Origin of the sequence: Allocoleopsis sp., from assembly GCF_036703385.1 — a bacterium.
Taxonomy (GTDB): Bacteria; Cyanobacteriota; Cyanobacteriia; order Cyanobacteriales; family Coleofasciculaceae; genus Allocoleopsis.
In genome coordinates this window covers 1-22,430 of the sequence record NZ_DATNPA010000149.1, presented here as the reverse complement: position 1 = coordinate 22,430, position 22,430 = coordinate 1, and the positions used below count along the sequence as shown (strand labels likewise).

The 22,430-nt window shown below is 46.6% G+C and carries 26 protein-coding genes and 1 pseudogene; 14 read left to right on the top strand and 13 right to left on the bottom strand.

The features are described 5' to 3' along the window. Positions 1-102 precede the first annotated feature (102 nt). Entirely contained in the window at positions 103-639 is a 537-nt protein-coding gene (locus V6C93_RS07570) for a DsbA family protein (protein ID WP_333476044.1), read from the top strand. 39 nt (positions 640-678) lie between these two features. Further along, complete coding sequence (locus tag V6C93_RS07565; protein WP_333476043.1) at positions 679-2,235, top strand: GMC family oxidoreductase; 1,557 nt, start codon at positions 679-681, stop codon at positions 2,233-2,235. Positions 2,236-2,303: 68 nt separating this feature from the next. Here V6C93_RS07565 and V6C93_RS07560 read toward each other — a convergent pair whose 3' ends face one another. Next, on the bottom strand, positions 2,304-2,858 hold the full coding sequence (locus V6C93_RS07560) for a TetR/AcrR family transcriptional regulator (protein ID WP_333476042.1): 555 nt from the start codon (positions 2,856-2,858) through the stop codon (positions 2,304-2,306). Between the two features lie 125 nt (positions 2,859-2,983). On the opposite strand from V6C93_RS07560, the gene V6C93_RS07555 reads away from it, so the two are divergent. The 5 genes from V6C93_RS07555 (at position 2,984) to V6C93_RS07535 (ending at position 6,312) form a co-directional block, all read left to right on the top strand. Further along, a complete protein-coding gene (locus V6C93_RS07555; protein ID WP_333476041.1) occupies positions 2,984-3,601 on the top strand; it encodes a glutathione S-transferase in 618 nt (205 codons plus the stop codon). Between the two features lie 10 nt (positions 3,602-3,611). Beyond that, positions 3,612-4,217, top strand: coding sequence for a pyridoxamine 5'-phosphate oxidase family protein (locus V6C93_RS07550; protein ID WP_333476040.1), 606 nt, complete (start codon positions 3,612-3,614; stop codon positions 4,215-4,217). A 106-nt stretch (positions 4,218-4,323) separates the two neighbouring features. Then, positions 4,324-4,464, top strand: a complete 141-nt coding sequence (locus tag V6C93_RS07545) for a hypothetical protein (RefSeq protein WP_333476039.1) — start codon at positions 4,324-4,326, stop codon at positions 4,462-4,464. A 349-nt stretch (positions 4,465-4,813) separates the two neighbouring features. Continuing rightward, entirely contained in the window at positions 4,814-5,683 is an 870-nt protein-coding gene (locus V6C93_RS07540) for an alpha/beta hydrolase (RefSeq protein ID WP_333476038.1), read from the top strand. 113 nt (positions 5,684-5,796) lie between these two features. Further along, positions 5,797-6,312 (top strand): SgcJ/EcaC family oxidoreductase, encoded by a 516-nt coding sequence (locus V6C93_RS07535; protein WP_333476037.1) that lies wholly within the window; start codon positions 5,797-5,799, stop codon positions 6,310-6,312. Here V6C93_RS07535 and V6C93_RS07530 read toward each other — a convergent pair. After that, positions 6,296-6,508 carry a hypothetical protein gene (locus tag V6C93_RS07530; protein ID WP_333476036.1) on the bottom strand — a complete coding sequence of 71 codons (213 nt, stop codon included), beginning with the start codon at positions 6,506-6,508 and terminating at the stop codon, positions 6,296-6,298. The genes V6C93_RS07535 and V6C93_RS07530 overlap by 17 nt on opposite strands. Between V6C93_RS07530 and V6C93_RS38130 the strand changes: the two genes are divergently transcribed. Next, positions 6,460-6,651 (top strand): hypothetical protein, encoded by a 192-nt coding sequence (locus V6C93_RS38130; RefSeq protein ID WP_349262642.1) that lies wholly within the window; start codon positions 6,460-6,462, stop codon positions 6,649-6,651. The genes V6C93_RS07530 and V6C93_RS38130 overlap by 49 nt on opposite strands. A gap of 86 nt (positions 6,652-6,737) precedes the next feature. Then, positions 6,738-7,487 (top strand): SDR family oxidoreductase, encoded by a 750-nt coding sequence (locus tag V6C93_RS07525; RefSeq protein ID WP_333476035.1) that lies wholly within the window; start codon positions 6,738-6,740, stop codon positions 7,485-7,487. Between the two features lie 362 nt (positions 7,488-7,849). Here the strand turns inward: V6C93_RS07525 and V6C93_RS07520 are convergent, their stop codons facing one another. Together V6C93_RS07520 and V6C93_RS07515 are read right to left on the bottom strand one after the other, a co-directional pair. Then, the gene (locus tag V6C93_RS07520) at positions 7,850-8,926 is read right to left on the bottom strand and encodes a peptidoglycan-binding protein (protein WP_333476034.1); all 1,077 of its coding nucleotides are present in this window, start codon (positions 8,924-8,926) and stop codon (positions 7,850-7,852) included. Between the two features lie 23 nt (positions 8,927-8,949). Continuing rightward, the gene (locus V6C93_RS07515; RefSeq protein WP_333476033.1) at positions 8,950-10,182 is read right to left on the bottom strand and encodes a hypothetical protein; all 1,233 of its coding nucleotides are present in this window, start codon (positions 10,180-10,182) and stop codon (positions 8,950-8,952) included. Between the two features lie 527 nt (positions 10,183-10,709). On the opposite strand from V6C93_RS07515, the gene V6C93_RS07510 reads away from it, so the two are divergent. Next, on the top strand, positions 10,710-11,906 hold the full coding sequence (locus V6C93_RS07510) for a sulfite exporter TauE/SafE family protein (protein ID WP_333476032.1): 1,197 nt from the start codon (positions 10,710-10,712) through the stop codon (positions 11,904-11,906). A 331-nt stretch (positions 11,907-12,237) separates the two neighbouring features. On the opposite strand, the gene V6C93_RS07505 is transcribed toward V6C93_RS07510, so the two are convergent. Then, on the bottom strand, positions 12,238-12,465 hold the full coding sequence (locus V6C93_RS07505) for a hypothetical protein (protein WP_333476031.1): 228 nt from the start codon (positions 12,463-12,465) through the stop codon (positions 12,238-12,240). Between the two features lie 102 nt (positions 12,466-12,567). Between V6C93_RS07505 and V6C93_RS07500 the strand changes: the two genes are divergently transcribed. Continuing rightward, positions 12,568-13,164: a hypothetical protein gene (locus V6C93_RS07500; protein WP_333476030.1), complete on the top strand. Its 597-nt coding sequence runs from the start codon at positions 12,568-12,570 to the stop codon at positions 13,162-13,164. A gap of 6 nt (positions 13,165-13,170) precedes the next feature. Here V6C93_RS07500 and V6C93_RS07495 read toward each other — a convergent pair whose 3' ends face one another. The 5 genes from V6C93_RS07495 to V6C93_RS07475 all read right to left on the bottom strand — a co-directional run bounded on the left by V6C93_RS07495 (position 13,171) and on the right by V6C93_RS07475 (position 17,722). Continuing rightward, positions 13,171-13,482, bottom strand: coding sequence for a carbon dioxide-concentrating mechanism protein CcmK (locus V6C93_RS07495; protein WP_333476029.1), 312 nt, complete (start codon positions 13,480-13,482; stop codon positions 13,171-13,173). Between the two features lie 147 nt (positions 13,483-13,629). After that, complete coding sequence (locus V6C93_RS07490) at positions 13,630-14,511, bottom strand: M48 family metalloprotease (protein WP_333476028.1); 882 nt, start codon at positions 14,509-14,511, stop codon at positions 13,630-13,632. Between the two features lie 194 nt (positions 14,512-14,705). Further along, entirely contained in the window at positions 14,706-14,876 is a 171-nt protein-coding gene (locus V6C93_RS07485; protein WP_333476027.1) for a hypothetical protein, read from the bottom strand. Between the two features lie 187 nt (positions 14,877-15,063). Then, a complete protein-coding gene (locus V6C93_RS07480; protein WP_333476026.1) occupies positions 15,064-17,109 on the bottom strand; it encodes a GAF domain-containing protein in 2,046 nt (681 codons plus the stop codon). Between the two features lie 271 nt (positions 17,110-17,380). Beyond that, positions 17,381-17,722, bottom strand: coding sequence for a tetratricopeptide repeat protein (locus V6C93_RS07475; RefSeq protein WP_333476025.1), 342 nt, complete (start codon positions 17,720-17,722; stop codon positions 17,381-17,383). 389 nt (positions 17,723-18,111) lie between these two features. Between V6C93_RS07475 and V6C93_RS38125 the strand changes: the two genes are divergently transcribed. After that, positions 18,112-18,837: a response regulator gene (locus tag V6C93_RS38125; RefSeq protein WP_349262640.1), complete on the top strand. Its 726-nt coding sequence runs from the start codon at positions 18,112-18,114 to the stop codon at positions 18,835-18,837. A gap of 237 nt (positions 18,838-19,074) precedes the next feature. On the opposite strand, the gene V6C93_RS07465 is transcribed toward V6C93_RS38125, so the two are convergent. Continuing rightward, on the bottom strand, positions 19,075-19,341 hold the full coding sequence (locus V6C93_RS07465; RefSeq protein WP_333476024.1) for a hypothetical protein: 267 nt from the start codon (positions 19,339-19,341) through the stop codon (positions 19,075-19,077). 542 nt (positions 19,342-19,883) lie between these two features. Beyond that, positions 19,884-20,624, bottom strand: a complete 741-nt coding sequence (locus tag V6C93_RS07460) for a metallophosphoesterase family protein (protein WP_333476023.1) — start codon at positions 20,622-20,624, stop codon at positions 19,884-19,886. A gap of 280 nt (positions 20,625-20,904) precedes the next feature. Here V6C93_RS07460 and V6C93_RS07455 point away from each other — a divergent pair, with 280 nt between their 5' ends. Further along, entirely contained in the window at positions 20,905-21,714 is an 810-nt protein-coding gene (locus tag V6C93_RS07455) for a hypothetical protein (protein ID WP_333476022.1), read from the top strand. A 97-nt stretch (positions 21,715-21,811) separates the two neighbouring features. Continuing rightward, positions 21,812-22,228, top strand: coding sequence for a DUF2809 domain-containing protein (locus V6C93_RS07450; RefSeq protein WP_333476021.1), 417 nt, complete (start codon positions 21,812-21,814; stop codon positions 22,226-22,228). 46 nt (positions 22,229-22,274) lie between these two features. Here the strand turns inward: V6C93_RS07450 and V6C93_RS38120 are convergent. After that, positions 22,275-22,430 (bottom strand): annotated as a pseudogene (locus tag V6C93_RS38120) (3-dehydroquinate synthase); the annotation flags it as partial.

Here is a 22,430-nt window from a genome sequence, read left to right as displayed (position 1 = left end):
GCAACAGATAACAGAGAGGTATTGGTTTACCCAATTGTGGAAGAGGTTTCATAGCAATCATCTGTCTCTACCTGCTGCACTCCTTTCCTAAGAGGTGCTTTCATGAGTCTCGGTGATTGTAATCGGTTGCTTGTGCCGATTTCAAAACAAGATCATATTCAGGGTAGGGTGAGCACTTCAGTGACACTCGTCCAATATGGTGACTACCAGTGTCCCACTTGTGGCGAAGTTCACCGATTAATCAAGGCAACTCAGCAACAGCTCAACGACTTGTGTTTTGTATTTCGCCACTTTCCACAGCCGCAAATACATCCTTATGCCCAACGGGCGGCTGAAGCGGTTGAAGCGGCTGCCACCCAAGGTCAGTTTTGGCAGATGCATGACATTTTGTTCACCCATCAACAAGCGTTAGGAAACGATTATCTTGTGGAGTATGCTAATAATCTAGGACTCGATATTCCTCAATTTTTGCAAAATATATCCAGTCAAGTACATATCGATCGCATCAATCAAGATATCGAAAGTGGATTACATAGTGGGGTAACGGTTGCTCCAGCACTGTTTATTAATGGAATTCGATATACCAGTCGCTGGAACATTGAACAGTTGATGGCAGCCATTGTCACTGCAAGTCATTAATTAGCAGATCCATTCCAGACAGCCGAGGAAGAAAATTTTATGACTCACTATGATTACATTGTGATTGGTGCAGGTTCGGCAGGATGCGTAGTCGCCAACCGTCTGACACAAGACAGTGACACAACCGTGTTACTCCTCGAAGCGGGTAATCCCGATACAAAACCAGAAATTCACATTCCAGCCCAATGCCTCAGTCTTCTGGGTTCTGAGGTAGACTGGGCATATTTCTCTGAAGCCGAACCCTACTTAAATAACCGCAAAATCTTTTGTCCCCGTGGCAAAGTCTTGGGTGGTAGCAGTTCGATTAATTTCATGATTTATCTGCGGGGCAATCCTCACGATTATGACCACTGGCAGGAATTAGGAAATCCCGGTTGGAGTTACCAAGATGTTTTGCCATACTTCAAAAAATCGGAACACTCCTCACGAGGCGCGCCTGAATTTCACGGGATCGATGGAGAGTTAAGCGTGAGCGATCTCATTGCACCAGCTATGGTATCCCAACGCTTTGTAGACGCAGCGGTGGCACTCGGATATGACCACAATCCTGATGCCAATGGGATGCAGCAGGAAGGGGCAGAACTCTATCAGTTAACCATCAAAGATGGTAAGCGGCACAGTGCTGCGGCTGCCTTTCTTGTGCCCATTCTCCAGCGTCCCAATTTGACTGTAATAACAGGAGCGTTAGTAACTCGATTGTTGTTTGAGGGCACCCGCACCGTTGGGGTGGAATATCTGCACGAGGGTACACTGCACCAAGTCAGGGTCAACTCCGAAGTGATTTTAAGTGCTGGCGCGTTCGATTCGCCCAAGCTACTGATGCTTTCCGGCATTGGAGATGCAGAACACCTGCAAGCGATGGGAATTCCGGTAGTGGCTGATTTGCCGGGTGTCGGTCAAAACCTTCAAGACCACCCTGTGGTGTCTGTAGCACACGAGGCAACTCAGGATTTACATACAGCAAGCACCAGTAGTATCGCTGAAGCTAGCTTGTTTTTGCATACCGAGGGGAATCTGGATGCTGCGCCAGATTTACAGTTTCTCTTCGGGCCGGTTGTATTGGTACCGCCTGGTTATGCCCACTCAGGTATAGGATTCACAAGTTTCGTTTGTTTGACTCATCCCGAAAACATTGGCAGTGTCAGTTTGCGTTCCCCCGACCCCAAAGACGCACCGATGATTCAAATGAACTTTCTCCAAAGTGAAGCTGATGTGCAAAAGCTGGTTATCGGGATTAAATTACTCCGTAACTTGTTCGGTGCAAGTGCTTTGGATGAGTTTCGCGGTAAGGAAATCGCTCCAGGTGCCGACAAGCAGAGTGATGCAGCACTCGTTGCTTATGTCCGAGAAGCTTGCGATACGGTGTATCATCCAGTCGGCACTTGCAAAATGGGTACTGACCCAATGGCAGTTGTAGACCCCGAACTACGAGTACATGGAATTGAGGGATTGCGGGTCGTGGATGCCTCCATCATGCCAACGATTACGACAGGAAATACAAACGCACCCACCATCATGATTGGCGAAAAAGCCGCCGATTTAATTAAAGCCGCAGGTTGCGTTTCAAAACCAATAGCTTCAGTCATTGCAAGCTAACATCGAGACTTTTCTCTGTGACATTGACGGCACGAACGCATTCTTTATCTGAGTCGAAAGCTTGAGAGTTAAGGCAATGTACCTTTGCAGAGTTCTTCTGGTAAGTGCTGCATCAGCCGCACAAACCCAGATGGATCGTCCAATCCCTGAGATACAATCAATGAGCCTTGAATAGCAGCCACCGCGTCTTGGGCACGCTGTTGAGCAAGTTCTTCACTCATACCACACTCAATTAGCACAGTAGCGATCGCATCAATCCAGACTTGATAAATGGCTTTCACTCTGTCATGAAACACGTCGCGGGCGGAACCCAACAGCAAAATCGCAAATAAGCAAGGTTGCTTCCCCCCTTCATAGACTTCATTCACGCGATCGCACATATATTGCAAGCGAGATAAGGGTTCACCTGGGCTGTTGAGCGTTTGCACAATATTTTGGTCTAACCAGGACTCAAGATAATCCAGCATCGCTTCAACCATCTCATCCTTGCCGCCAGGGAAGTGATGGTAAAGGCTAGCTTTCCCTAATCCAGTGGCTTGAGAAATCTTGGATAGAGTTGCGCCATCGTAGCCATACTGCCGAAACAGGCGCATCAGAGAAGGAATGTAGGTTTCTTTAGGCATTTATTGCAAGGCAAAAAGTTTTCTGTTGACATTATACCGAACGTTCAGTACAGCAAGGACTATACCGAACGAACGGTACAGTTTTAAATCTGATTCGGTCTTATCTAATGCAGGAGGACTAACCGATGATTAAGCTCTATGGTCACGAACTGTCTGGCAATAGCTACAAAGCAAAATTAATGCTCTCGTTACTGGGCTTAGACTACGAGTGGGTTAAAGTCGATTTGTTGGCAGGGGCGCACAAACAGCCTGAATTTTTAGCACTCAATTCGTTTGGGCAGGTGCCAGTGTTGGTTGATGAAAATACGGTTCTAGCCGATGCTCAAGCGATTCTGGTTTACCTGGGGAGGCAGTATGGTGGTGAATCCTGGTTGCCCTTGGAGGCAGAACCGATGAGTCGCGTGATTCGATGGCTATCGACCACAGCGGGAGAAATTCGGCAAGGTCCAGAAGCGGCACGTTTGTACTACCTGTTCAAAGCGAGCAGCATCAACGTGGAACAGGCAAATCAGAAAGCAGCGTTCATCCTGACTCAATTGAACGATCATTTAGCCGATCGCCAATGGCTGGAGTTGGAGCGTCCGACAATCGCCGACGTGGCAGTCTTCCCTTACGTCGCCCTCGCTCCCGATGGCAAAATTTCCCTAGACAATTACCCAAATGTGTTGGCTTGGATCGATCGCGTCAAACATCTTCCTGGTTTTGTCGGCATGATTGGCATTGCAGAGCCTGTTGTAGCATAAGGAGGGTATTATGCCACGTAAATTTGGAGAAATTGCTTTTACACCCCAAGTGCAAGCCGCACAAGAACAACGGGGTTCGCGGCAGAGCTATGAACGCTACATTGCAAAGGGGCCTGCCAATGACTCGATTACTCCCAAACTTGAGGAATTCATCACGCAACTCGATGGGTTTTACTTGGGAACCGTCAGTTCTAATGGCTATCCCTATATCCAGTTTCGGGGCGGTCCCTCTGGTTTCCTAAAGGTACTCGATGAGAAAACCCTCGGCTTTGCCGACTTTTCTGGGAACGTGCAGTACATCACGGTGGGCAATCTATCTGGCAATGACAAAGCGTTTTTGTTCTTGATGGATTATCGGCATCGCCAACGCATCAAGATTTGGGGAAGAGCCGAATATGTTGAAGGGGATTCGGCATTAATTGAACGACTACGATTTCCAGATTATCCTGCTGCAATTGAACGCGCTATCCTCTTTCACGTTGAAGCCACCAGCGAGAATTGTCCTCAGCATATTCCCATCCGCTATTCAGAAACAGAAGTTGCAGCGATGATGGCTCCTCTGCAAGCTCGGATTGCCGAATTAGAACAGCAGTTGAGCGATAAGCCGGAGGCTTGACGCTACGCGTATCGCACCTCAAATTAATCCCAAAAGAAGCACTAACTCAATCTTTTCTGCTTAGTCTGAATCTAATTATGTAGGTGCAGCTATTGCTAACGCTTTAGTGCTTCTGAATAAACCTGTGACGGTAGTGCTGTTCAAGCGCAACTTAACCAAAGCCGAAGGACAAGCCTGGGACATTAATGATTCCATTCCATTGTTAGAGGAAATGGATGTCATTCCTCCAATCGCTACGAAGATTTAGCCGATTCCGATATCATTTAGACGGTCAATTTTTATGACTGACGCGATTAGCCTGCTCAATGGGTAAAATCTTCAACAAGCACTTTGAATTTGTCTCTAAATTGTAGCTTAACTTAGCAAACTTTAGTGTTCTCAATCAAATAAATGTTGAAGAGTGAGGACAACGAAACACCTGTTTCTCAGACTTCTACAACATGGATGTCTTCGGTGGCGATAGCGGAGCTATCAGCAAGTGCAAGCGCTGTACCTGCTCAAAATCCAGCAAGTGGAAACTGCGATCAGACTTGATGGTTCAAAAGACTGACAGCGAATTAGATCTCAAAGGGATTTCATAAACAAGGAGTAATCTCATGACTACATATCGCACGATCGCGATCAATGGTTTAGATATTTTCTATCGAGAAGCTGGTTCCCGCGATAATCCGACAATTCTGCTGTTGCACGGCTTCCCGACCTCATCTCACATGTTTCGCAACTTAATTCCTGCCTTAGCCGATCGCTTCCATTTGGTTGCACCCGATTATCCGGGCTACGGTAACAGTTCAATGCCAAGTGTGGATGAGTTTGACTACACGTTCGATCACCTAGCTGAAATTGTGGAGAAGTTTGTTGCCGCGATCGATCTGAAGAAATACACCCTTTACGTGATGGATTACGGTACTCCGATTGGTTATCGAATTGCGGCTAAATATCCAGAGCGAGTGCAAGCCCTGATTGTGCAAAACGGGAATGCCTACGAAGAAGGTTTGCGCGAATTTTGGGAGCCGATCAAGGCATACTGGCAAGAGCGTTCGCCTGAGAATGCTGAGAAACTCAAATATCTTGTCACATTGGAAGCAACGAAGTGGCAGTATACCAACGGCGTTCGCAACCTTGAAGCGATTAGCCCTGATACCTGGAACATGGATCAACTTTTCCTCGATCGCCCCGGAAACGAGGAGATTCAACTAGCGCTATTTTATAGCTATGGCACCAATCCACCACTATATCCGCAATGGCAGGAGTATTTCCGCCAACATCAACCACCCACCCTGATTGTTTGGGGTAAGAACGACTACATTTTCCCTGCCGAAGGTGCTTATCCCTACCAGCGCGACCTGAAAGACGTTGAGTTCCATTTACTCGATACGGGACATTTTGCTTTGGAAGAGGAAGGGGATGCGATCGCCAACTACATCGGTCAATTTCTCGCGTCACGACTGCAACTCATCCCTGCCTAATCAGTGCAAGGCATGGTTGGAACTGGCTCACAGAGCCGATGATTTTCAGAGTTTATAACAGCCTCTATGCCGCTTGAAAACTGGTCTATCACTTAAAAGGAAAACTCAAAACTATGAATTCACAAGCAGCTCAAACCACCACTACTGCTGACGAGTCGGCAATTCGTGATTTCCTTCGCCAGATGATTGATGCCTGGAATCGCGGGAGTGGCGAAGGCTTCGCTGCCCCGTTCAGCGAAACTGCCGATTTCATCACGTTCGAGGGCACGCATCTCAAGGGTCGAAAGGAAATTGCTGCATTTCATCAGCAAGCGTTCGACACAGTTGTCAAAGGAACACGCCTAGAGGGTGAGGTGGATTTTGTCCGCTTCGTGAACTCGCAACTCGCGCTCATGCTCGTAGTGATCAGGGTAATACTGCCCGGACAAACCGAAACTTCACCGTCACGGGATTCGCTGCCGCTATACGTCGTAACGAAAGGCGACCAAGGTTGGCAGATCGAAGGGTTGCTCAATACCCGGAAGTTAACGCTAGAACGTCAATTCTTCTTAGACGACTTTGACTCACTGAGCGCAGAGGCTCAACGTCAAGTGACCGACCTCGTTGCAGGTCTCAAGCAACGTCATTAAGCAGATCAATCAAAGGAGATGTAAGAAATGGCACTAAGTTAAGATACAGCCCTTGCCCCAACTGGTTCCCAGCCTGGAGGCTGGGAACGAAGATACAATAAGCCTTTGGGCTTTTCTTAGTGCCATTCGGGGCAAACCAATGAACCGTTGAAGGCGATCGCAGATGCTGGGACGGGTCGAATTCTTGGGTGTTCACTGTTGTGTCATGCAGCAGGTGAAATAATTTCGGCGGTGCAAATGGTAATGCAAGCTCAGATGCCCTATACCGTTTTGCGCAATGGTGTGTTGACTCACCCAACGATGACTGAAGGGTTAAATTTGCTGTTCTCAAAGTTGTAAGGCAGCATTTTGCAGCAGACGTTTGAAACAACAGATGACACTTCAATGATTCACACAAACTTAGAATTCCCATGAGGTTTAATCCTATGAACAAACTAGAAGGAAAGGTCGCTCTTGTCACGGGTGGTAACAGTGGTATCGGTCTTGCTACTGCCAAGCATTTTGTTGCTGAAGGAGCGTATGTCTTCATCACAGGTCGTCGTCAAGCTGAATTAGATGCTGCGGTGAACGCAATCGGTAAAAATGTCACGGGTGTTCAAAGCGATGTTTCCAAGATGGAAGACCTCGATCGCCTGTTCGCCACGATCGAGCAAGAACAAGGACGCCTTGATGTACTCTTCGCCAATGCTGGCGCTGGGGAACTCGCCCCACTCGGAGCAATTACCGAAGAACACTTTGACAAAACGTTCAACACGAACGTCAAAGGTCTGCTGTTCACCGTGCAAAAGGCACTGCCTCTGTTGCCAGACGGCGCTTCCATCATCCTGAACGCCTCGACTGCTTCTACCGTGGGCACCGCAACTTTCAGTGTTTACAGTGCTACCAAAGCCGCCGTGCGCTCGTTTGCCCGGAATTGGACACTCGACCTCAAAGAGCGCCATATCCGGGTTAACGCCATTAGTCCTGGCGTGGTTCCTACTCCTGGTTACAATCACTTGGGACTGAGTGATGAGCAGGTGCAGGAGTTCGTGGATAGCCAAGCCAGAACCATCCCGCTAGGCAGAGTAGGCACGCCCGATGAGATTGCCAAAGCCGTTGTCTTTCTCGCTTGTGACGATAGCAGCTTTGTGAACGGCATTGAGCTGTTTGTTGATGGCGGTATGGCGCAGATTTAAAGTGCCTTAAAAGCGATCGCAAATACCACTGGACTGATCGCTGGAAATCCTATTCTGCATTGCCAGACTATAAACAACCCCGAAAACCCTCGACTACCTCTGCCACCTTTTGATTATGAATCCGCCATCCAAAAACCCACCTTCCGCACCTTAAAGTGTCACTGACTTAAGAGCCTTGAAATCAATTTCAGGCTCAAAGCTGAAGTAAGCTAAAGCTTACTGGATAAGCTTTTTAACCCGTTTCAACGAGTTTTAGCTGTTAGCCCGTTCGCGTTAGCGAAGCGGTAGCGACGCAAGGAGCGTCAGCGTTCTCCGAAGGATTACTTTAGTTCAGGGCTTAAGTCAGTGCCATTCTGCTTAAGTCAATGCCCATCAATAGACCAGTGAGGGCGATCGCTATCAAGCTTAATTACCCTATAGGTCGCACCTACACGCCAAAGAACCTGATTCTCATAACTAGAACGGGGAGTACCAACACTTACCATCTTCCCGTTAGCATCCTTGACATTGAGCGTACCTTGCCAAGTGACAAGCCAGTCGATCGCAAGTCCCTCAGTGTGACGAGATTGTAGCGCAGGGGGATAAGCAATATCATAGGCCTCTGCCATCTGTTGAGCCGCCTGAATCGCTGCGGCATTGGTGTAATGTAGCCAACTAATATCTACACCAACTCTAGATGGGACATTCTGCGGGGCAATGTCTCCTCTGGCAATTCTGGAGGCATAGTGCATCAGGTAAGCCCGTTCTGGGGGTCGAAGTGTATTGGCAATTTCAATTGTTGCCCCGGCTGCCCGCAAAGCTTTCTCAAAGGCTTGAACCCTTTGGCGAAAAGGTGAAGCCAGATCGTCGATGGAAGTGCTGGCCAGAAAATACTTGACCCAGTGGGCACCACTAAGACGTTGGCGTTGCCGTCGCGTATATTCGGTGAGTGTATCCAAGGCTGGATCGAAGTCAGAACCTAGTTTTAGTTTGGTTGAGGCAGAGAGCTGTTGCGCCAGAGCAGGTCTAAAGTTGACATCTATCTTCTTATATGCTTCAGCTAAACCTCTAGTGCTATTCAGTCCGAAGTCGCCATCAGTCGCTAATGAGGGAGAGAGTTTAGCGATCGCATTCAAACTCTGCTGTAAGTCTTTCACTTGGGCTTCCCCAAAGTTGAGACACTCTAGAAGCATAGCAGTCGTGAGATTGGGGACATAAAAAATGAATCCCTGTGTTAGAGCCTTCGTATAAGTACCAGGGCCGACAACTCCATCCGCAGGCAATTCATTTTTTTCCTGATAGCGACGAGTCGCAACGTCACAGATATTGCCAAAATCACCATCAACCGCCCCAATCGGAAATCCACCCACCTGTAAAAATCTTTGCCAAGCTGCTACAGCAGCTCCCGTAGAACCCTTTTGAATTACAGATAACTTCAGAGGACGAGGATTAAAAGCCATAGATTAAACCCATTTTTGGAACATTATGCAGCGATTGACTGGTTAATGCCATCCTTGGAACTTTCTACTGCATTGTTGCGAACCAGACTTGCCATATCTAACAACTGAGTCCAGCGCTTTTGCACCTGTTTGGGTGTGATTTTTAGGGCTTTGACAATCTCAAAATCGCTCATTTTCGCCCGCTTGAGGTCTAACAATTGCTGTTGCATGGGGTCAAGTTGTCCGACAAACGCCTCCCACTGCTTGGATGAGAGTCCCAGCTTTTGGTCAATGTCTGCACCTAACCATTGGTGTACCAGTTGCCACTCTTGCGTGCGTGCAAATTTTTCCACATGGTACTTAAAGCGCTGTTGCAGATAATCCCGTTGGCGGGGTGTTAAACCCATGATGTTGTCGATTTCGGGTGCGGCAAAGTCTTGGAGCTTTAAGATTAAGTAATCGGCACAATCTTTGTGACCCTGATTCTCCAGGTATTTTACCAACTCACCCACAACGCGATCGCGCAGAACTGCATCATGAGGGTCTTTTGTTTCAGCCACTAGGCGCTCTCGCACCTGCTGCATCACGGGTGAGCGACTTTGCATCTGTGCTTCTTCACCCTTGGCAAACTCTGTCACCTGTTCAATGTCCATCACTGTATCGGTGGGTTGGCGTTTGGCAAAGCTTTTGGCTCTGAGTACGAGTAATTGCATCGCACCATAGCCTGTCATCACCCGTCGTTTGGCGTATTGCTCGGTGAAGGCCATGTATTCAGCGAGTTCTATTCTGGTACGAGGGGTGTAGTTGTCAGCGACCTGATTTTCCCGTCTAAAGGCTCTCAGGGCATCGGCATAAAAGTCTTGCAGGAAGTCTTCAATTAACAGGCGGCGAGCAGCAAAGCTTAGCTGGGCTTGAGCGGGTGCCACTTGGCGATATATCATCACGCTCAGGTTGCTGTGCAGTTCCACACGACCTTGCTTTGAACCCAAATTATAGTACTCAACACATTTAGAGAGACGATGACGTGCCAAGCTTAGCTGTGAGGAGCGGATTTCACCGCCCTGTTGAATCCGGTCACTCTTGGTACAAATCCGTGCGACTTCTGCCACGATGCGGTTGATGACTGAAAAAGCGTTGCTGGGTAAGGAGCCAAGCTGAAGTGTTAGTTCTTCTTTGAGTAGCTCACTCAACGCGATTGTGTTTATGAGGGTGATATTGTCCTGAGCGTTGTCGATGGAGGAAGAAGATTGATGCAAGGAGTTGGTGGTGGTGTTCATGGTAAAGACCCCATTGATTCTAGTTACGGCGGCGACTTGTGAAGAGTGGTGTTGGGTTCACTCCCTTCGTGGTCGTCTACATTTCGACTGTAAAGCGCTTCTATTCGGCTTTGTGTTCTGCTTGTGCAGGCTCCCCAATATGGTTGGTGTCAGGCTATCGTCTCATGGGGTTGATGGGGAGTGTCGGATGGTCTCAACCGCTTGCTGTGAATGGACTTGAGCAATTTTTAGGGGGAGAGTAGGAGGAAGCTGACTTCCCTTGTCAGGAGTGGACAATCCACAAACTGGTTAGATCTAAAGGGATGTGGTCAAAATCAGTTGATGATATCCAGAGAATTTCTCCGCGTCAGGAGTATGAGCCCTGAAAGTTTGACAGCTTGTCTTTTGACAGGGGCGATCGTCTTCCTTAAAATCCCAGAGGAAATTGAGCACATCAAAAAAACGATAAATTAATTGAGATGCGTTCAAATTATTAAATTTCCTCTCGGTACAAACCCAGGAATATGCTAGTAGACCTTTTTCTAATCATGACCTTGGGGTTCCTGGGGAGTTTTGGTCACTGTGTCGGGATGTGTGGACCCATCACGGTCGCTTTTTCCCTGTCTCGGAAGCGGGAACACCAGAAAGGATTGCCCCTAGGGTTTCACATTTGGCTGAACTTGGGGCGGATAGTTAGCTACGCCTTGGTTGGTGCTGCGATTGGGGGGCTGGGTTCGGCGTTGCTCACTAGTGGACAATTAGCGGGAATTGGCAGCGAGTTACGTCAGTGGATAGCCATTCTCACTGGCATCATGCTGATTTGGTTTGGCTTGTTGCAAATTAAACCCAACTTTCTACCACATCTACCATTCCTGCACCCACTCATGCAGGGTAAATGGCATCAAAGGCTGAGTTCCGCAATGGCTGAACTCTCTACTAAGCCTCACTGGTGGACACCGATTCTTTTGGGCGGTGTCTGGGGGTTGATGCCCTGCGGCTTTTTGTATGCCGCTCAACTCAAGGCAGCAGAGACGGGAAATTTGTGGATAGGGGCAGCAACAATGCTGGCTTTTGGTTTGGGGACGATGCCCATGATGATTGGTGTGGGGGTATCCGCTTCTAAACTGAGTACCGACAAACGCAGTCAGCTTTATCGTTTGGGAGGCTGGGTAACTCTAACGATCGGCATCTTAACGCTGCTGCGGACTGATGCAATGGTGGATTACACGGGTCATGCCTCGCTCATCCTGCTCATGTTTGCACTGATTGCCCGTCCGATAAGTCGCTTCTGGGCACAACCGTTAAAATATCGTCGTGCTATTGGAGTGGGAGCGTATGTGCTGGCGGTGGCTCACACTGGGCATATGCTGGAGCATACCTTGCAGTGGAATTTTGATGCCATCTCATTTATGCTGCCCCTACATCAGATTGGGATTTGGGCCGGTATTGTCGCCCTTGTGTTGATGACGCCAGCGGCGCTTACAAGTTTTGATCGGCTTCAGATTACGTTGGGCAAGCATTGGCGGCAGATTCATCTGCTAGCTGTCCCAGCTTTAGTGCTAGCTGCTATTCATACGGTGCTGATTGGTTCCCATTACCTGGGCGATTTTGAAGGCACATGGGTAAATAAAGTGATGGTTGCGATCGCATCTGTTTTGGTAATCGGTGTTTTGCTGATACGCTTACCTATATGCTGGTCACTTTTCTCTCTACGAAAGTTCTATATTCCACCTAACTTAAAATAAATAGGCGAGGAATAACTTTCATGGTTGGCTGTGTGTGCAGCTCATGGTGACTCTTGTACCAGCGCCAAGAATCGGATTTCTTGAGATTTTGGTAACCTGAAAAGCTTGAGTCTTCCTATAGCAGCAAGTATAGGCAAATACTAAACAAAGCGCGATTAGCTTTCACTAGTGCAAAAGATGCAATCGCGGTCAGTTTCCAACCCCAGTATTTAATCTACGCTTTTTAGCGATCGCCATTTTCCCATAGCCCGAAAAGCCCGAATAACAAGCTTTTCAGTAAAATGCGATCGCAGAAGTTGGGCAGTTACTGGTTATAACGCTGTAGAATTGCTTATCTAGCCATCATTTCAAAGTCCCCTATCACTTCTCCCTGGCGTAACAAAGCAACACCGACGTTTCCCATCCCGCCAGAGTAAGTCCATAATTCATCGCCTGGAGAAATCGTTAATTTAAACTGTTCCCACTCTGTCAACAACCCTTGTTGGTTCTGTGCGGCAAAAATGCGCTCCAACTCCTCAACAGTCATTTGTTTGTACAACCAGCTTTTTGATTCGAGCATGGCGAATGATACCTTGTGTCGTTCTCCACAGACATGTATCTCTCCGTCTGCATGAGGTTATGCAACAGCAGCCGTTATACCTTATGAAACACAACTTATACATTGCCAGAGTTTATGCAAACGCGATCGCAAACATCAATCTCCGATAATGGAATGATAAACCAGGTAAGTGGCACAGACATTTTGATGAAGATTCCCACCCTTTTTCGACCTTACGTCGAGCTTTTCCAGGCCATTGATGGTCACGGACAACTCTGGTCTCCCTCCGGACAATTCTTAGGTCGCCTCTGTTCGGACATTCACAAGAGCAACTCCATTATTAACCCTGACGGCGAGTACGGCAGTCCATACTCGTTGACCAGTATCCACAATCGAGAGTGTGAGTACGGTGGTGAGACGGGCGAGTACAGCCCTTTCAACCCAAACAGTAAGAATCCTCCAATTGTCTTCTACCGCTGTCAGCCCTTATTTGTAATCACCACTCATCTCGCTCTTTATACCAATGGATTGAAGCTCATCGATCCCTATCTGATGCTGACCCTTTACGAAGCCCTGTCTAGAATTCCTAAGCCAGCGCCTAACTCTTCGCCAACTCTCATTCACTCATCGGCCTCTGTGGAAGAGCTTCAAACTAAGCTCAGGCCTTTGAATGGAAGCGCTTTCTATGCATCGCCTAGCCTGTCATCCCAACTTATATAACAGCTGTTAGAACGTCCGGAACTGTTCGACTTTTTGTGTGTAGTCGATTGGCATAACGGTTACAACATTTTCATCAGGATTCGGAATGATGTAGTACTCCATCACTTGACCCCCGTAGACTTTCTCGGCGGCTTCGATTCCTGCCGCAACAGCAATATTTACCTCAGAAATCTTTCCCCGGATACTCACTATGAAGTTACCCTTTTCCGCCATCCCATAATAGACAAGCGTGACTGCACCAGCTTTGACCATTGCGTCTGCCGCTGCTAGCACAGCAGGAAAACCTAACGTTTCAATCGTTCCAACTGCTGCTGGCATTAAATCCGCTCCTGTGTCAACCGAATAGGTGAAATCAATTGTACGAGACTTCACTCTAATTTTGATAGAAATGCTACAAGTAAAAACCAAACCCGGTATTTCTACCGGGGATGAACAACATGGGAGAATTTTTCAGCTCTGTATGGATTACGCCGCAACTGGGGCAGCTTGCTTTTGCTTTGCCAATTCTAGAAGCCGACGGATGCGCTCCTCAGTAGGGGGATGAGTTCGGAACAGAGCTAACAACCCTTTTGTGGAGAGGGGATTAACGATGAGTAGAGGTGACATCGCTGGATTTCCGTTCATTGGAATTTGGTGACCTATTGCCTCAAGCTTTTCCAGTGCGCTAGCCAACGCCCTTGGATTGCCTGTGATTGCCGCCGAACCCAAGTCAGCCGCATATTCGCGTGTACGAGAAATAGCAAACTGAAGCAAGCCAGCGGCGATTGGAGCTAAAACAATCAAGAACAAGACACCCATAGGGTTACCGCCTCGACGGTTATCGCGAGTCACTGAGCCATAAAGCGCACCAAAGGTGAGCATCCGTCCCAGGAAGGTGATGGCTCCAGCAATAGTTCCTGCAACGGCTTGAGTCAGTGTATCGTGGTTGCGGATGTGGGTCAGTTCGTGTGCCAAGACCCCATCAAGTTCCTCAGGGGAAAGTAGCTCAATAATGCCTTGTGTAACGGCTATGGCTGCATGTTCTGGGTCTCGACCTGTGGCAAAAGCATTAGGCGATTTTGTGGGTACGATGAATAGTTTAGGCATAGGAATGCCTGCGCGATCGCTTAACGCGGCAACTCTATCATAGAGTTCTGGTGACTCATGACGAGCTATAGGCTGTGCATTATACGTTGCTAATGCTGCGCGATCCGAGTAATACCAAGAACCAAAGCTTGTGATTGCTGCCAGGGCTAGACCCATGTAGAGACCCTGCTCATTTCCCACTAGATAATAGCCACCTAAAACGAGTAGGCCACTCAGCAACCCTAGCAAAGCTGCTGTTTTAATTTCGTTGATTCCAAACATGATTAGGAGCAAGAAGTTGTTAAAGTTTTATTGCAATTTCTCCTTAAGGTCTCAAATCTTGTAGGACTCTTGTCTCTATCCCTTGAAAGAAATAGGACTACTCCCATTGACTGGTTAATCTTCGAGAAAAGGACTCCTCGAATTTTGAGGTTGGACAAACAGCTCTGACATTATTACTTGCCTCTGGATAGCTCTCATCCAGCCGTTTTATCCTCTCCTTCGACCTCAGCCGTAAAAAAAGCTTGTACCAAAGATGCGATTATCCAATAAAGTCCAAATCCCAATAGAACCAGCATCAAAGGTGCAACGCCTGCGAAAGGAGCAATTACTAGCATCAGTAATAAGCTGAAGAGTACAACTCTCATCAGTAGATTGTTCCTTTTCATTTCTCTTATTAAATAATTTTCCTAAATACTATCTCAGTTTTTAGGATTAAATCCATCTAACCCCAGAAGTAAAAAATAAAAAACAAGGGTTTTCTTCTATAATTCTAATGGGGGATTTATTGCACCCTATTTTCTAGCTCCCCACTCAACTGCGAACAGTCATAAGCTAGTCTTGAACTTCGAGTTTACACGGCGATAGAGGAATCTGAATCATAAATTCTGTACCTTGCCCCAATTCGCTAAAGCAGCATAACTGACCGCCATGTTTTTTGACCACAATTTGATAACTAATGGACAATCCCAGACCCGTACCGGCACCGACAGGTTTGGTGGTAAAGAAGGGGTCGAATAATCGAGCTTTGACATGCTCTGTCATCCCTGAACCGTTGTCTGCAATCCGGATGGCGACTTGTTGGTTGTTGAGTACCTCGGTGCGAATCCGAATCAGAGGGGTTGCAGGTGGCAGGGTTGAGAGGGTTGCAGGTGGCAGGTTAGAAGGTTGAGAGTTAGAAGACTGTTCTGAACTTTCAACCTTCAACCTTTCAACATTTAACTCGTCTATGGCATCGTTCGTGAAGAAGCGAGAGGCGATCGCATCTATCGCATTACTGAGCAAATTCATAAATACCTGATTCAGCTGTCCTGCGTAGCACTCTACTTTTGGTAGATTGCCGTACTCTTTAACGACCTGAATCTCAGGATATCTCCCTTGAGCCTTCAAGCGGTTTTGCAGAATGGTTAGTGTACTATCAAGACCTTCATGGATATCGACCGCTTTTACGTCGGCTTCGGCAAGGCGAGAGAAGTTACGCAGTGAGGCTATAATTTCACAAATTCGTTCTGCCCCAATCTTCATCGAAGAGAGTAGTTTCGGTAAATCTTCAATCAGGAAATCTAGGTCTATCGCTGAAATTTCTGACTGAATTTCTGACGTAGGATTGGGGTATTGCCGCTGATACAACTGGAGTAAGCCCAGGATATCCTGGGTATAGTTCTCGGCATGAACTAGATTGGCATAAATAAAGGTAACAGGGTTGTTAATTTCGTGAGCTACCCCAGCAACGAGTTGTCCCAAGCTGGACATTTTTTCATTGTGTACCAGATGGGTTTGTGCTTTCTTCAGTTCAGCCAAGGCTTGCTTAAGTTGTTGGGCTTGTGCTAAGGCTTTCTCGGTCGCTGTGCGACTTTGCTGGTAGAGTTCAGCTTGTTTGAGAGCGATCGCCAACTGAGTTGCCAGAGATGTGAGTAAATCAATTTCTAGAGACTGCCATTGACGTGGATTACTACAATGATGAGCAATGAGCAACCCCCAGAGTGTTTCGTCCTGAAGAATGGGCACTACTAATTTGGCTTTCACCCCAAATTGTTGTACAAATTCAACGAGACACGGTAAGACCTCACCCTGTTTTACATCGGAAATGGCAAGAATTCGTCCTTGGCAGTACAGTTCACGAGACTCTTGAGGAAAGACTTCTTCAGGAAAGGTACGCCCCAAAACAGCAGGCCATCCAGGAACTACGGCCTCTGTTACGGCACTCCCCGTTCCATCAGGCCAAAGGCGATAGATTAAAACGCGGTCTGTTTGGAGAAATTGGCGCACCTGGCAGACTGTAGTGTTGAGGATTTCCTCCAAGTTCAAAGACTGGCGAATTTTTCCCAGCGTCGCCGCCATCAATCGCTCCTTGAGAAATTGTTGACGTAGAGCCTCCTCCATACGTTTGCGCTCAGCAATTTCCTGTTGAAGTTGTTGATTAACCCGGTGGAGTTCACTGGTATGCTCTTCCACCAATTCTTGAACATGGTGGCGGTATTGGCTTAATTCTTTCGCGGCCTGTTTGTATTCGCTGATATCCGTAAGTGTGCCGATGTAACCTGTTACAGCTCCGTTCTTGTCTTTCTCGGCGACAGCTTGACCCAAAACCCAGGTTATCTTTCCATCAAGACGTTGAACCCGATACTCTGAACGAAACGGCAAGTTCTCTTGTACCGCTCGATACCATTGAGCAAAGACACGTTCTTGGTCGTCACGATACAAGACTTGTACCCAACCGTTTCCCCTAGCTTCTGCTGCCGTAACTCCAGCTATCTCACACCAGTACTCATTGACCGATAAATAATGCCCTTCGACATCGGTGTGGAATATTCCTACAGGTAATACGGCTGCCAAGGTGCAGTAATGGAGTTTACACTCCTGTGTGCCTGTGCCCATCATATTAAGTATGGCTATATAAAACTTAAGAAAAATACAAAATCAAAACACTTCTGCACCCGCTTCTTTCTTGAATTTTATAGTTTTTTAATTCTAAGGTGTCACTATTGAAGGCTAACAATTACATTTATTAGTGAAATGCAACATTAATAACGTGTACCTCTGGATATACATATAGATTTTTTTAAGGAAAATTTAAATTGATTTAGTCTCGGCTGAAAGGTCAACTTCAGGGAGACCTCCCTTGATAGCCTCCTCGTGAAATCGCTTCTTTTTATTTCTTCGTCATTTGCCACACACCATCCCACTTATCGGAGGGTGGATTTTCCCGTAACACTTTAATTCGCTCTCCAAAAACTTGTGAAGGTTTATCTGAGGGGTTAATCTCTAAACAAGTATCAAAACATCTTTGAGCTTCGTGCCAATCTTGTCTTCTATAAACCATCAATCCCTTTTGAAAATAATTCCTAACGTCAAGAATCGGCTCTTCTACTTTCCCTTTAAACCCTAAGAGTTCAAATACTCGGACTGGCAGTGACTTGCCGACAACGATGATATTGTCTATTTCACGAGTCTCAAAGTCATCCTTTACTAATTTGTAGGTATCTTCACTCATCAAACTTTAACTTTTCCCGATCGCCGTGGTTTTCTTAATGCACAGACTCCCGACTCGCATCTCACTTGAAAGTCAGAAGCTAAGAGTCAGGGAAAATGATTTTTATCCGTTTTTACGGACTATTGTCCTTGAGAACCTGTTTTAGAGGTGTTATGGCAGTAATAGTTTTGATAATAATCATTCTTAGGGTAGATGACAAAAACCTTAAATAAATTAACACAGTCTTAAGATTGAGCCTTTGAACTCATGTGAGCTAATAGGCTTTTAGGATTTTTTACCAGTGATAAGAAACTCACCCAGAGTGGGTAAGTTGGATCTGACAATACCAGTCATCGGAGTGAACATCAGTCCTGAGTGTAAACATTGCCCCAGTAAAAAGGTAGAAATTAATGAGTACAGTTTTAGTGGTTGAAGACTCTCGCAGCCAACGGGAATGTATCTCGAACCAGTTAAGCTGGAGTGGACTGAATGTAATTCAAGCCCGTGATGGGGTCGAAGCGCTAGAGCAAATTTATGCGAGTAGTCCCGATCTAGTATTACTTGATATTATCATGCCTCGGATGGATGGCTATGGTGTTTGCCGTTTGCTCAAAGCCAACCCTGAAACACAGAATATACCTGTGATATTTCTAACCGGCAAGGGACAACACTTTGCCCTCTACTGGAGTATCAAACATGCTGAGGCTTACGTTGCCAAACCTTGGCATCCGAGAGAATTACTAGATACAATAAAACGAGTCTTAATCGACGCTAAAAATTACTCTAAAAGCGTCTCTGTTGAGGACTGGTTAGCATACGGGATTTCCATCCTCAAGATGATTGAACTATACGAATGCCGTGCTGATGCTTGGACGAAATACGTCGTGCAAATTCTTCGGCTTTACAATTATGCTGTTGCCGCTTTCCAGCAAGCCTTGGATATTGACCCCAATCACTCCTTGACGCATCAGTATCAGGCTCATGTGCAGAGCAAATGGGATGCCATACTTGAGAAGTTAGAGCAAACAAAACCTTGCCATGTATGCCGATATTACTATGGTAAAGATGGTTTAAATTGTGCAGTACATCCATCAGGTTCGCTAGAGAAACGATGTCGTGACTGGGATTTTAGCTAAAAGTGATACGAGAAGCGAAACCTGAAACGGTGAACTTTCGGTTATACCATGTCCGCTAAGAAAACCACACGATGCATTAGTTTATAGCGAGGAAGGCAAGTCTTCTCGGAGTGGACGCTCAAGCGCTCACTACAAACATGCTTTTATTAAGGGTAATCAACCGGACATCATATTATGGGGTAGATACACCACTATGCCTGGGCTGATGAAATGTTCTGTTTGCTCAATTTTGACAGCTTAACTCGCTCTACGCTCTTCTAAATCCTGATTGAACCAGGAAAGCTCTCGTAATGCGCGATCGCTGGGTATCAAAGTCCACTGTTGTTTCATCAATTTTTGATACGTTGCCCAGCCCTTAGTTCCTCTAGGGATTGCATAGTCGGGAACTGCAAACCGGGGACAGGCGGTATAAGGTTGCCAGGGTTGGGTAGAATTGGTTCGTAAATGCAATATTTTGTCTCCATCAGTACCAAACGAAGGTAGCCAGCACATTTCTCCAGACATCTAAAATCTCCTTAGAATCAATTATGTTGAGTTAGCAAAAATCCCTTAACGCTATCCTTAGATTTAAAACCTAAGGAGAGTAATTCAAACTTATCTACTGTTATAGCAAAAGAGAGATGATAGGGCATCTCTCTAGGGATTTATCACTAACTTCTAAACCCTGTATCCAACTCTATAATCTCTTCTTTTGCTGTGATTTTTTGTATATAGAAATACTTCTGTATGAAATCTTATTTAGATATTTAAAGCTTTAAATCCTTTAACAAAGCCTTCTATATTCTTAGACCAAAAATCCTCCTTTAGGCTAGCATCTAGTTTAAGTCTAGAGATAGCCATCAGGAATTGATTGAGTAGCTTAGATCCGTTATAAAAGCCCCAATTGGCTCTACGCCAATCTCGTAGAGACACGGTGTCTATAAAACTTTTGGGTTGTATAGACGATGTTGCTGCGGCTAAGTCCTTACTGTTCTTGCCACACGCTCAAATGAGAAATCGCCATACAAACTTCAAAAATGTCAACAATGTCCCCTCCTGTCTGAGAACTAGGATGCTAGAGGAATTTCCAACAGACGAAAGGGTCGATCAGGAAAAGCTTTCTTGAGAAGCGGCATAGATACGTTGTAAACCGGGATGTTGCTACTTGTGCGTCCCTCCAGATGACCGTGGTGAGCATGACCATGAAAGGCTGCCGTTACCGAATAGCGAGTTAAGGGTTCCTCAAGCCGACTGGAACCCAAAAAGGGAAAAATCTCAGGGGGTTCCCCCTCAACAGTCGCCTGAATGGGGGAATAGTGAAGTACGGCGATACGCTGGGGTGTTTCTAACCTTGCCAAAGCCGCTTCAAGTTTCAAGGCTTCATCCACGGCCTCATGCACGAATTTTTTGATAATATCCTCTCCCCAAGCACCTAAAGCCTTGGAGCCAAAGCCTCCAGCAAAGCCTTTCACACCGGCAAACCCAATCCCTTGAACCTCACAGGCATCTCCATTGAGTACAGTCACACCTGCCTCACATAAGATTTGGGAGATCGCATCTTGATGACCAGATTCGTAATCGTGGTTGCCAAACACGGCAATAGTCGGAATTCTCAAAGCGGCTAATTCCTTGACTAGAATTTGGGCTTCCTCAGGCAGTCCATAGTCCGTCAGATCGCCACATAATAGGAGTACGTCAGCACTCTCCGTGATTTTTGAGAACAGGGGTTGTAAAGTGCCCTGAGAGGTTTTGCTGCAATGAATATCTCCCACTGCCGCCAGACGTACCACATCCTTGGTGCTTGTCATCAGTTCCTCACCTCAAGTCCTGTTAGCTGCCACCCGTCAAGAGCGATCGCAGTCAGACAGGTGTTCAGCTTGATCATGGCTTAGCGGTAGGGATGCCTTTCATGCCTCATTGGAAGTATTTTTTACAGCTGAGTTTCATCGAGTTTCGGTCTCTAGATTGAGGATAGGATGTGTGTTGTGCATCACCATTAGGTAATAAGAACTAGGATTGCCGTTACCTAACTGTTTTGATGAGGTAAAGGTATCCAAACGTAAAGAAAAGCCTCTTAAAACAACGATTATGCAATCTCCTATTCTCTGCGAAGACTTACTTGAACCTAAAACTCGTGCATTTTATCGTCGATCACTTGATATTTTGCTCAAATCTCAAATACCCTTTCTCCTCGGTGGTACCTATGCGTTCGAGCGTTACACGGGAATTGCACGCTACACAAAAGACTTAGATATTTTTGTTCGCCCTAGTGATTGTCAGCCGATTTTAGAGGTTCTCTCTAAGCATGGCTACTGCACTGAAATCACCGCTCCTCACTGGCTAGCGAAAGCCTTTTGCGGCGAGGACTTTATTGATATTATCTTCAACGGTGCTAATGGTAATGGTGAGGTTGACGATATCTGGTTGGAGTATGCCATCGAGGAAGAGGTTCTGGGGATGCCAGTGCGGATATGTGCGGCGGAGGAGATCATTTGGTCTAAGGCATTTATCATGGCACGCGATCGCTTTGATGGTGCAGACATAGCACACCTTATACTCGCCTGTAGCCATCGCTTGGATTGGTCTCGTTTACTTCAGCGCTTTGGTTCTCAGTGGCGAGTGTTGTTCAGTCATCTCATTTTGTTTGGCTTCATCTATCCTGGAGAGCGATCGCGGATTCCCAAATGGGTCATGAATGATTTGTTCCAGCGCCTACAGGAGGAGCTAATCAGCACTCCTGAGAAAGAAAAACTCTGTCAGGGTACGCTGCTATCACCCTTGCAATATCGCATTGATCTGGAGCAATGGGGATATCAGGATGCACGCCTTTCTCCAAGAGGGAATATGACCGCGACAGAAATTTCCGAGTGGACAGCCCATTTGATTGAAGACGCCTAAGAGACAATGCTAATTTTTGAGGAGCAAGACGATACATTATCCTGACGTAGTGGCAACTTGGGAATAGATTCTTGACACTTCCAGCTTATCTATTCTTATGGCTCGCCCAACAGTTCAGCGTCATCGCGTTTTACAGTATCGACTTGCTTTGCTCATCAGCATTTTGATAATTCTTCCTTTAGGCTATGTTGTGCGGTTTTATGGAACCGCACCCGAATGGTTCAATGACTTGTTTGGGAGCATCGCCTATGAAATCTTTTGGATTTTGCTAGTTGCTCTGATTTTCCCAAACGCTTCACCCCTCTGGACGGCAGTAGGAGTATGTTTGGCTACCTGTGTTTTGGAGTTTCTGCAACTGTGGCATCCCCCTTTTTTAGAAGCCATGCGACGCACCCTACCGGGTCGCCTCGTACTTGGTAATGCATTTACTTGGTCAGATTTTCCGGCTTACTTTTTCGGTAGCTTGTTGGGTTGGGTGTGGATGCGATTGTGCTTGGCATGGTACCGGAGGTAATCGCTCCATCACCTACTCTCGTTGGATGAGGAACCCCCTAATATTCTCAGGACTGCATTTGCCGCAGCACTTGGCGAATTACATCGGCTGGTACTTGGTCAGTCACCTCTACTGCACCAATCTGAGTCGGCAGGACAAACCGCACCTTACCATCTTTAACCTTTTTATCCGTTTGTAGAGTATCTGCGATCGCATCAATATC

Excerpts from the sequence above, each read along its gene's own strand:
- V6C93_RS07555 (WP_333476041.1), top strand. The coding sequence starts at position 2,984 with ATGATTAAGCTCTATGGTCACGAACTGTCTGGCAATAGCTACAAAGCA.
- V6C93_RS07490 (WP_333476028.1), bottom strand. The coding sequence starts at position 14,511 with ATGTTTGGAATCAACGAAATTAAAACAGCAGCTTTGCTAGGGTTGCTG.
- V6C93_RS07485 (WP_333476027.1), bottom strand. The coding sequence starts at position 14,876 with ATGAGAGTTGTACTCTTCAGCTTATTACTGATGCTAGTAATTGCTCCT.
- V6C93_RS07460 (WP_333476023.1), bottom strand. The coding sequence starts at position 20,624 with ATGACAAGCACCAAGGATGTGGTACGTCTGGCGGCAGTGGGAGATATT.
- V6C93_RS07505 (WP_333476031.1), bottom strand. The coding sequence starts at position 12,465 with ATGCTCGAATCAAAAAGCTGGTTGTACAAACAAATGACTGTTGAGGAG.
- V6C93_RS38125 (WP_349262640.1), top strand. The coding sequence starts at position 18,112 with ATGAGTACAGTTTTAGTGGTTGAAGACTCTCGCAGCCAACGGGAATGT.
- V6C93_RS07520 (WP_333476034.1), bottom strand. The coding sequence starts at position 8,926 with ATGGCTTTTAATCCTCGTCCTCTGAAGTTATCTGTAATTCAAAAGGGT.
- V6C93_RS07465 (WP_333476024.1), bottom strand. The coding sequence starts at position 19,341 with ATGTCTGGAGAAATGTGCTGGCTACCTTCGTTTGGTACTGATGGAGAC.
- V6C93_RS07495 (WP_333476029.1), bottom strand. The coding sequence starts at position 13,482 with ATGCCAGCAGCAGTTGGAACGATTGAAACGTTAGGTTTTCCTGCTGTG.
- V6C93_RS07510 (WP_333476032.1), top strand. The coding sequence starts at position 10,710 with ATGACCTTGGGGTTCCTGGGGAGTTTTGGTCACTGTGTCGGGATGTGT.
- V6C93_RS07455 (WP_333476022.1), top strand. The coding sequence starts at position 20,905 with ATGCAATCTCCTATTCTCTGCGAAGACTTACTTGAACCTAAAACTCGT.
- V6C93_RS07570 (WP_333476044.1), top strand. The coding sequence starts at position 103 with ATGAGTCTCGGTGATTGTAATCGGTTGCTTGTGCCGATTTCAAAACAA.
- V6C93_RS07540 (WP_333476038.1), top strand. The coding sequence starts at position 4,814 with ATGACTACATATCGCACGATCGCGATCAATGGTTTAGATATTTTCTAT.
- V6C93_RS07450 (WP_333476021.1), top strand. The coding sequence starts at position 21,812 with ATGGCTCGCCCAACAGTTCAGCGTCATCGCGTTTTACAGTATCGACTT.
- V6C93_RS07480 (WP_333476026.1), bottom strand. The coding sequence starts at position 17,109 with ATGATGGGCACAGGCACACAGGAGTGTAAACTCCATTACTGCACCTTG.
- V6C93_RS07475 (WP_333476025.1), bottom strand. The coding sequence starts at position 17,722 with ATGAGTGAAGATACCTACAAATTAGTAAAGGATGACTTTGAGACTCGT.
- V6C93_RS07565 (WP_333476043.1), top strand. The coding sequence starts at position 679 with ATGACTCACTATGATTACATTGTGATTGGTGCAGGTTCGGCAGGATGC.
- V6C93_RS07535 (WP_333476037.1), top strand. The coding sequence starts at position 5,797 with ATGAATTCACAAGCAGCTCAAACCACCACTACTGCTGACGAGTCGGCA.
- V6C93_RS07560 (WP_333476042.1), bottom strand. The coding sequence starts at position 2,858 with ATGCCTAAAGAAACCTACATTCCTTCTCTGATGCGCCTGTTTCGGCAG.
- V6C93_RS07525 (WP_333476035.1), top strand. The coding sequence starts at position 6,738 with ATGAACAAACTAGAAGGAAAGGTCGCTCTTGTCACGGGTGGTAACAGT.
- V6C93_RS07515 (WP_333476033.1), bottom strand. The coding sequence starts at position 10,182 with ATGAACACCACCACCAACTCCTTGCATCAATCTTCTTCCTCCATCGAC.
- V6C93_RS07550 (WP_333476040.1), top strand. The coding sequence starts at position 3,612 with ATGCCACGTAAATTTGGAGAAATTGCTTTTACACCCCAAGTGCAAGCC.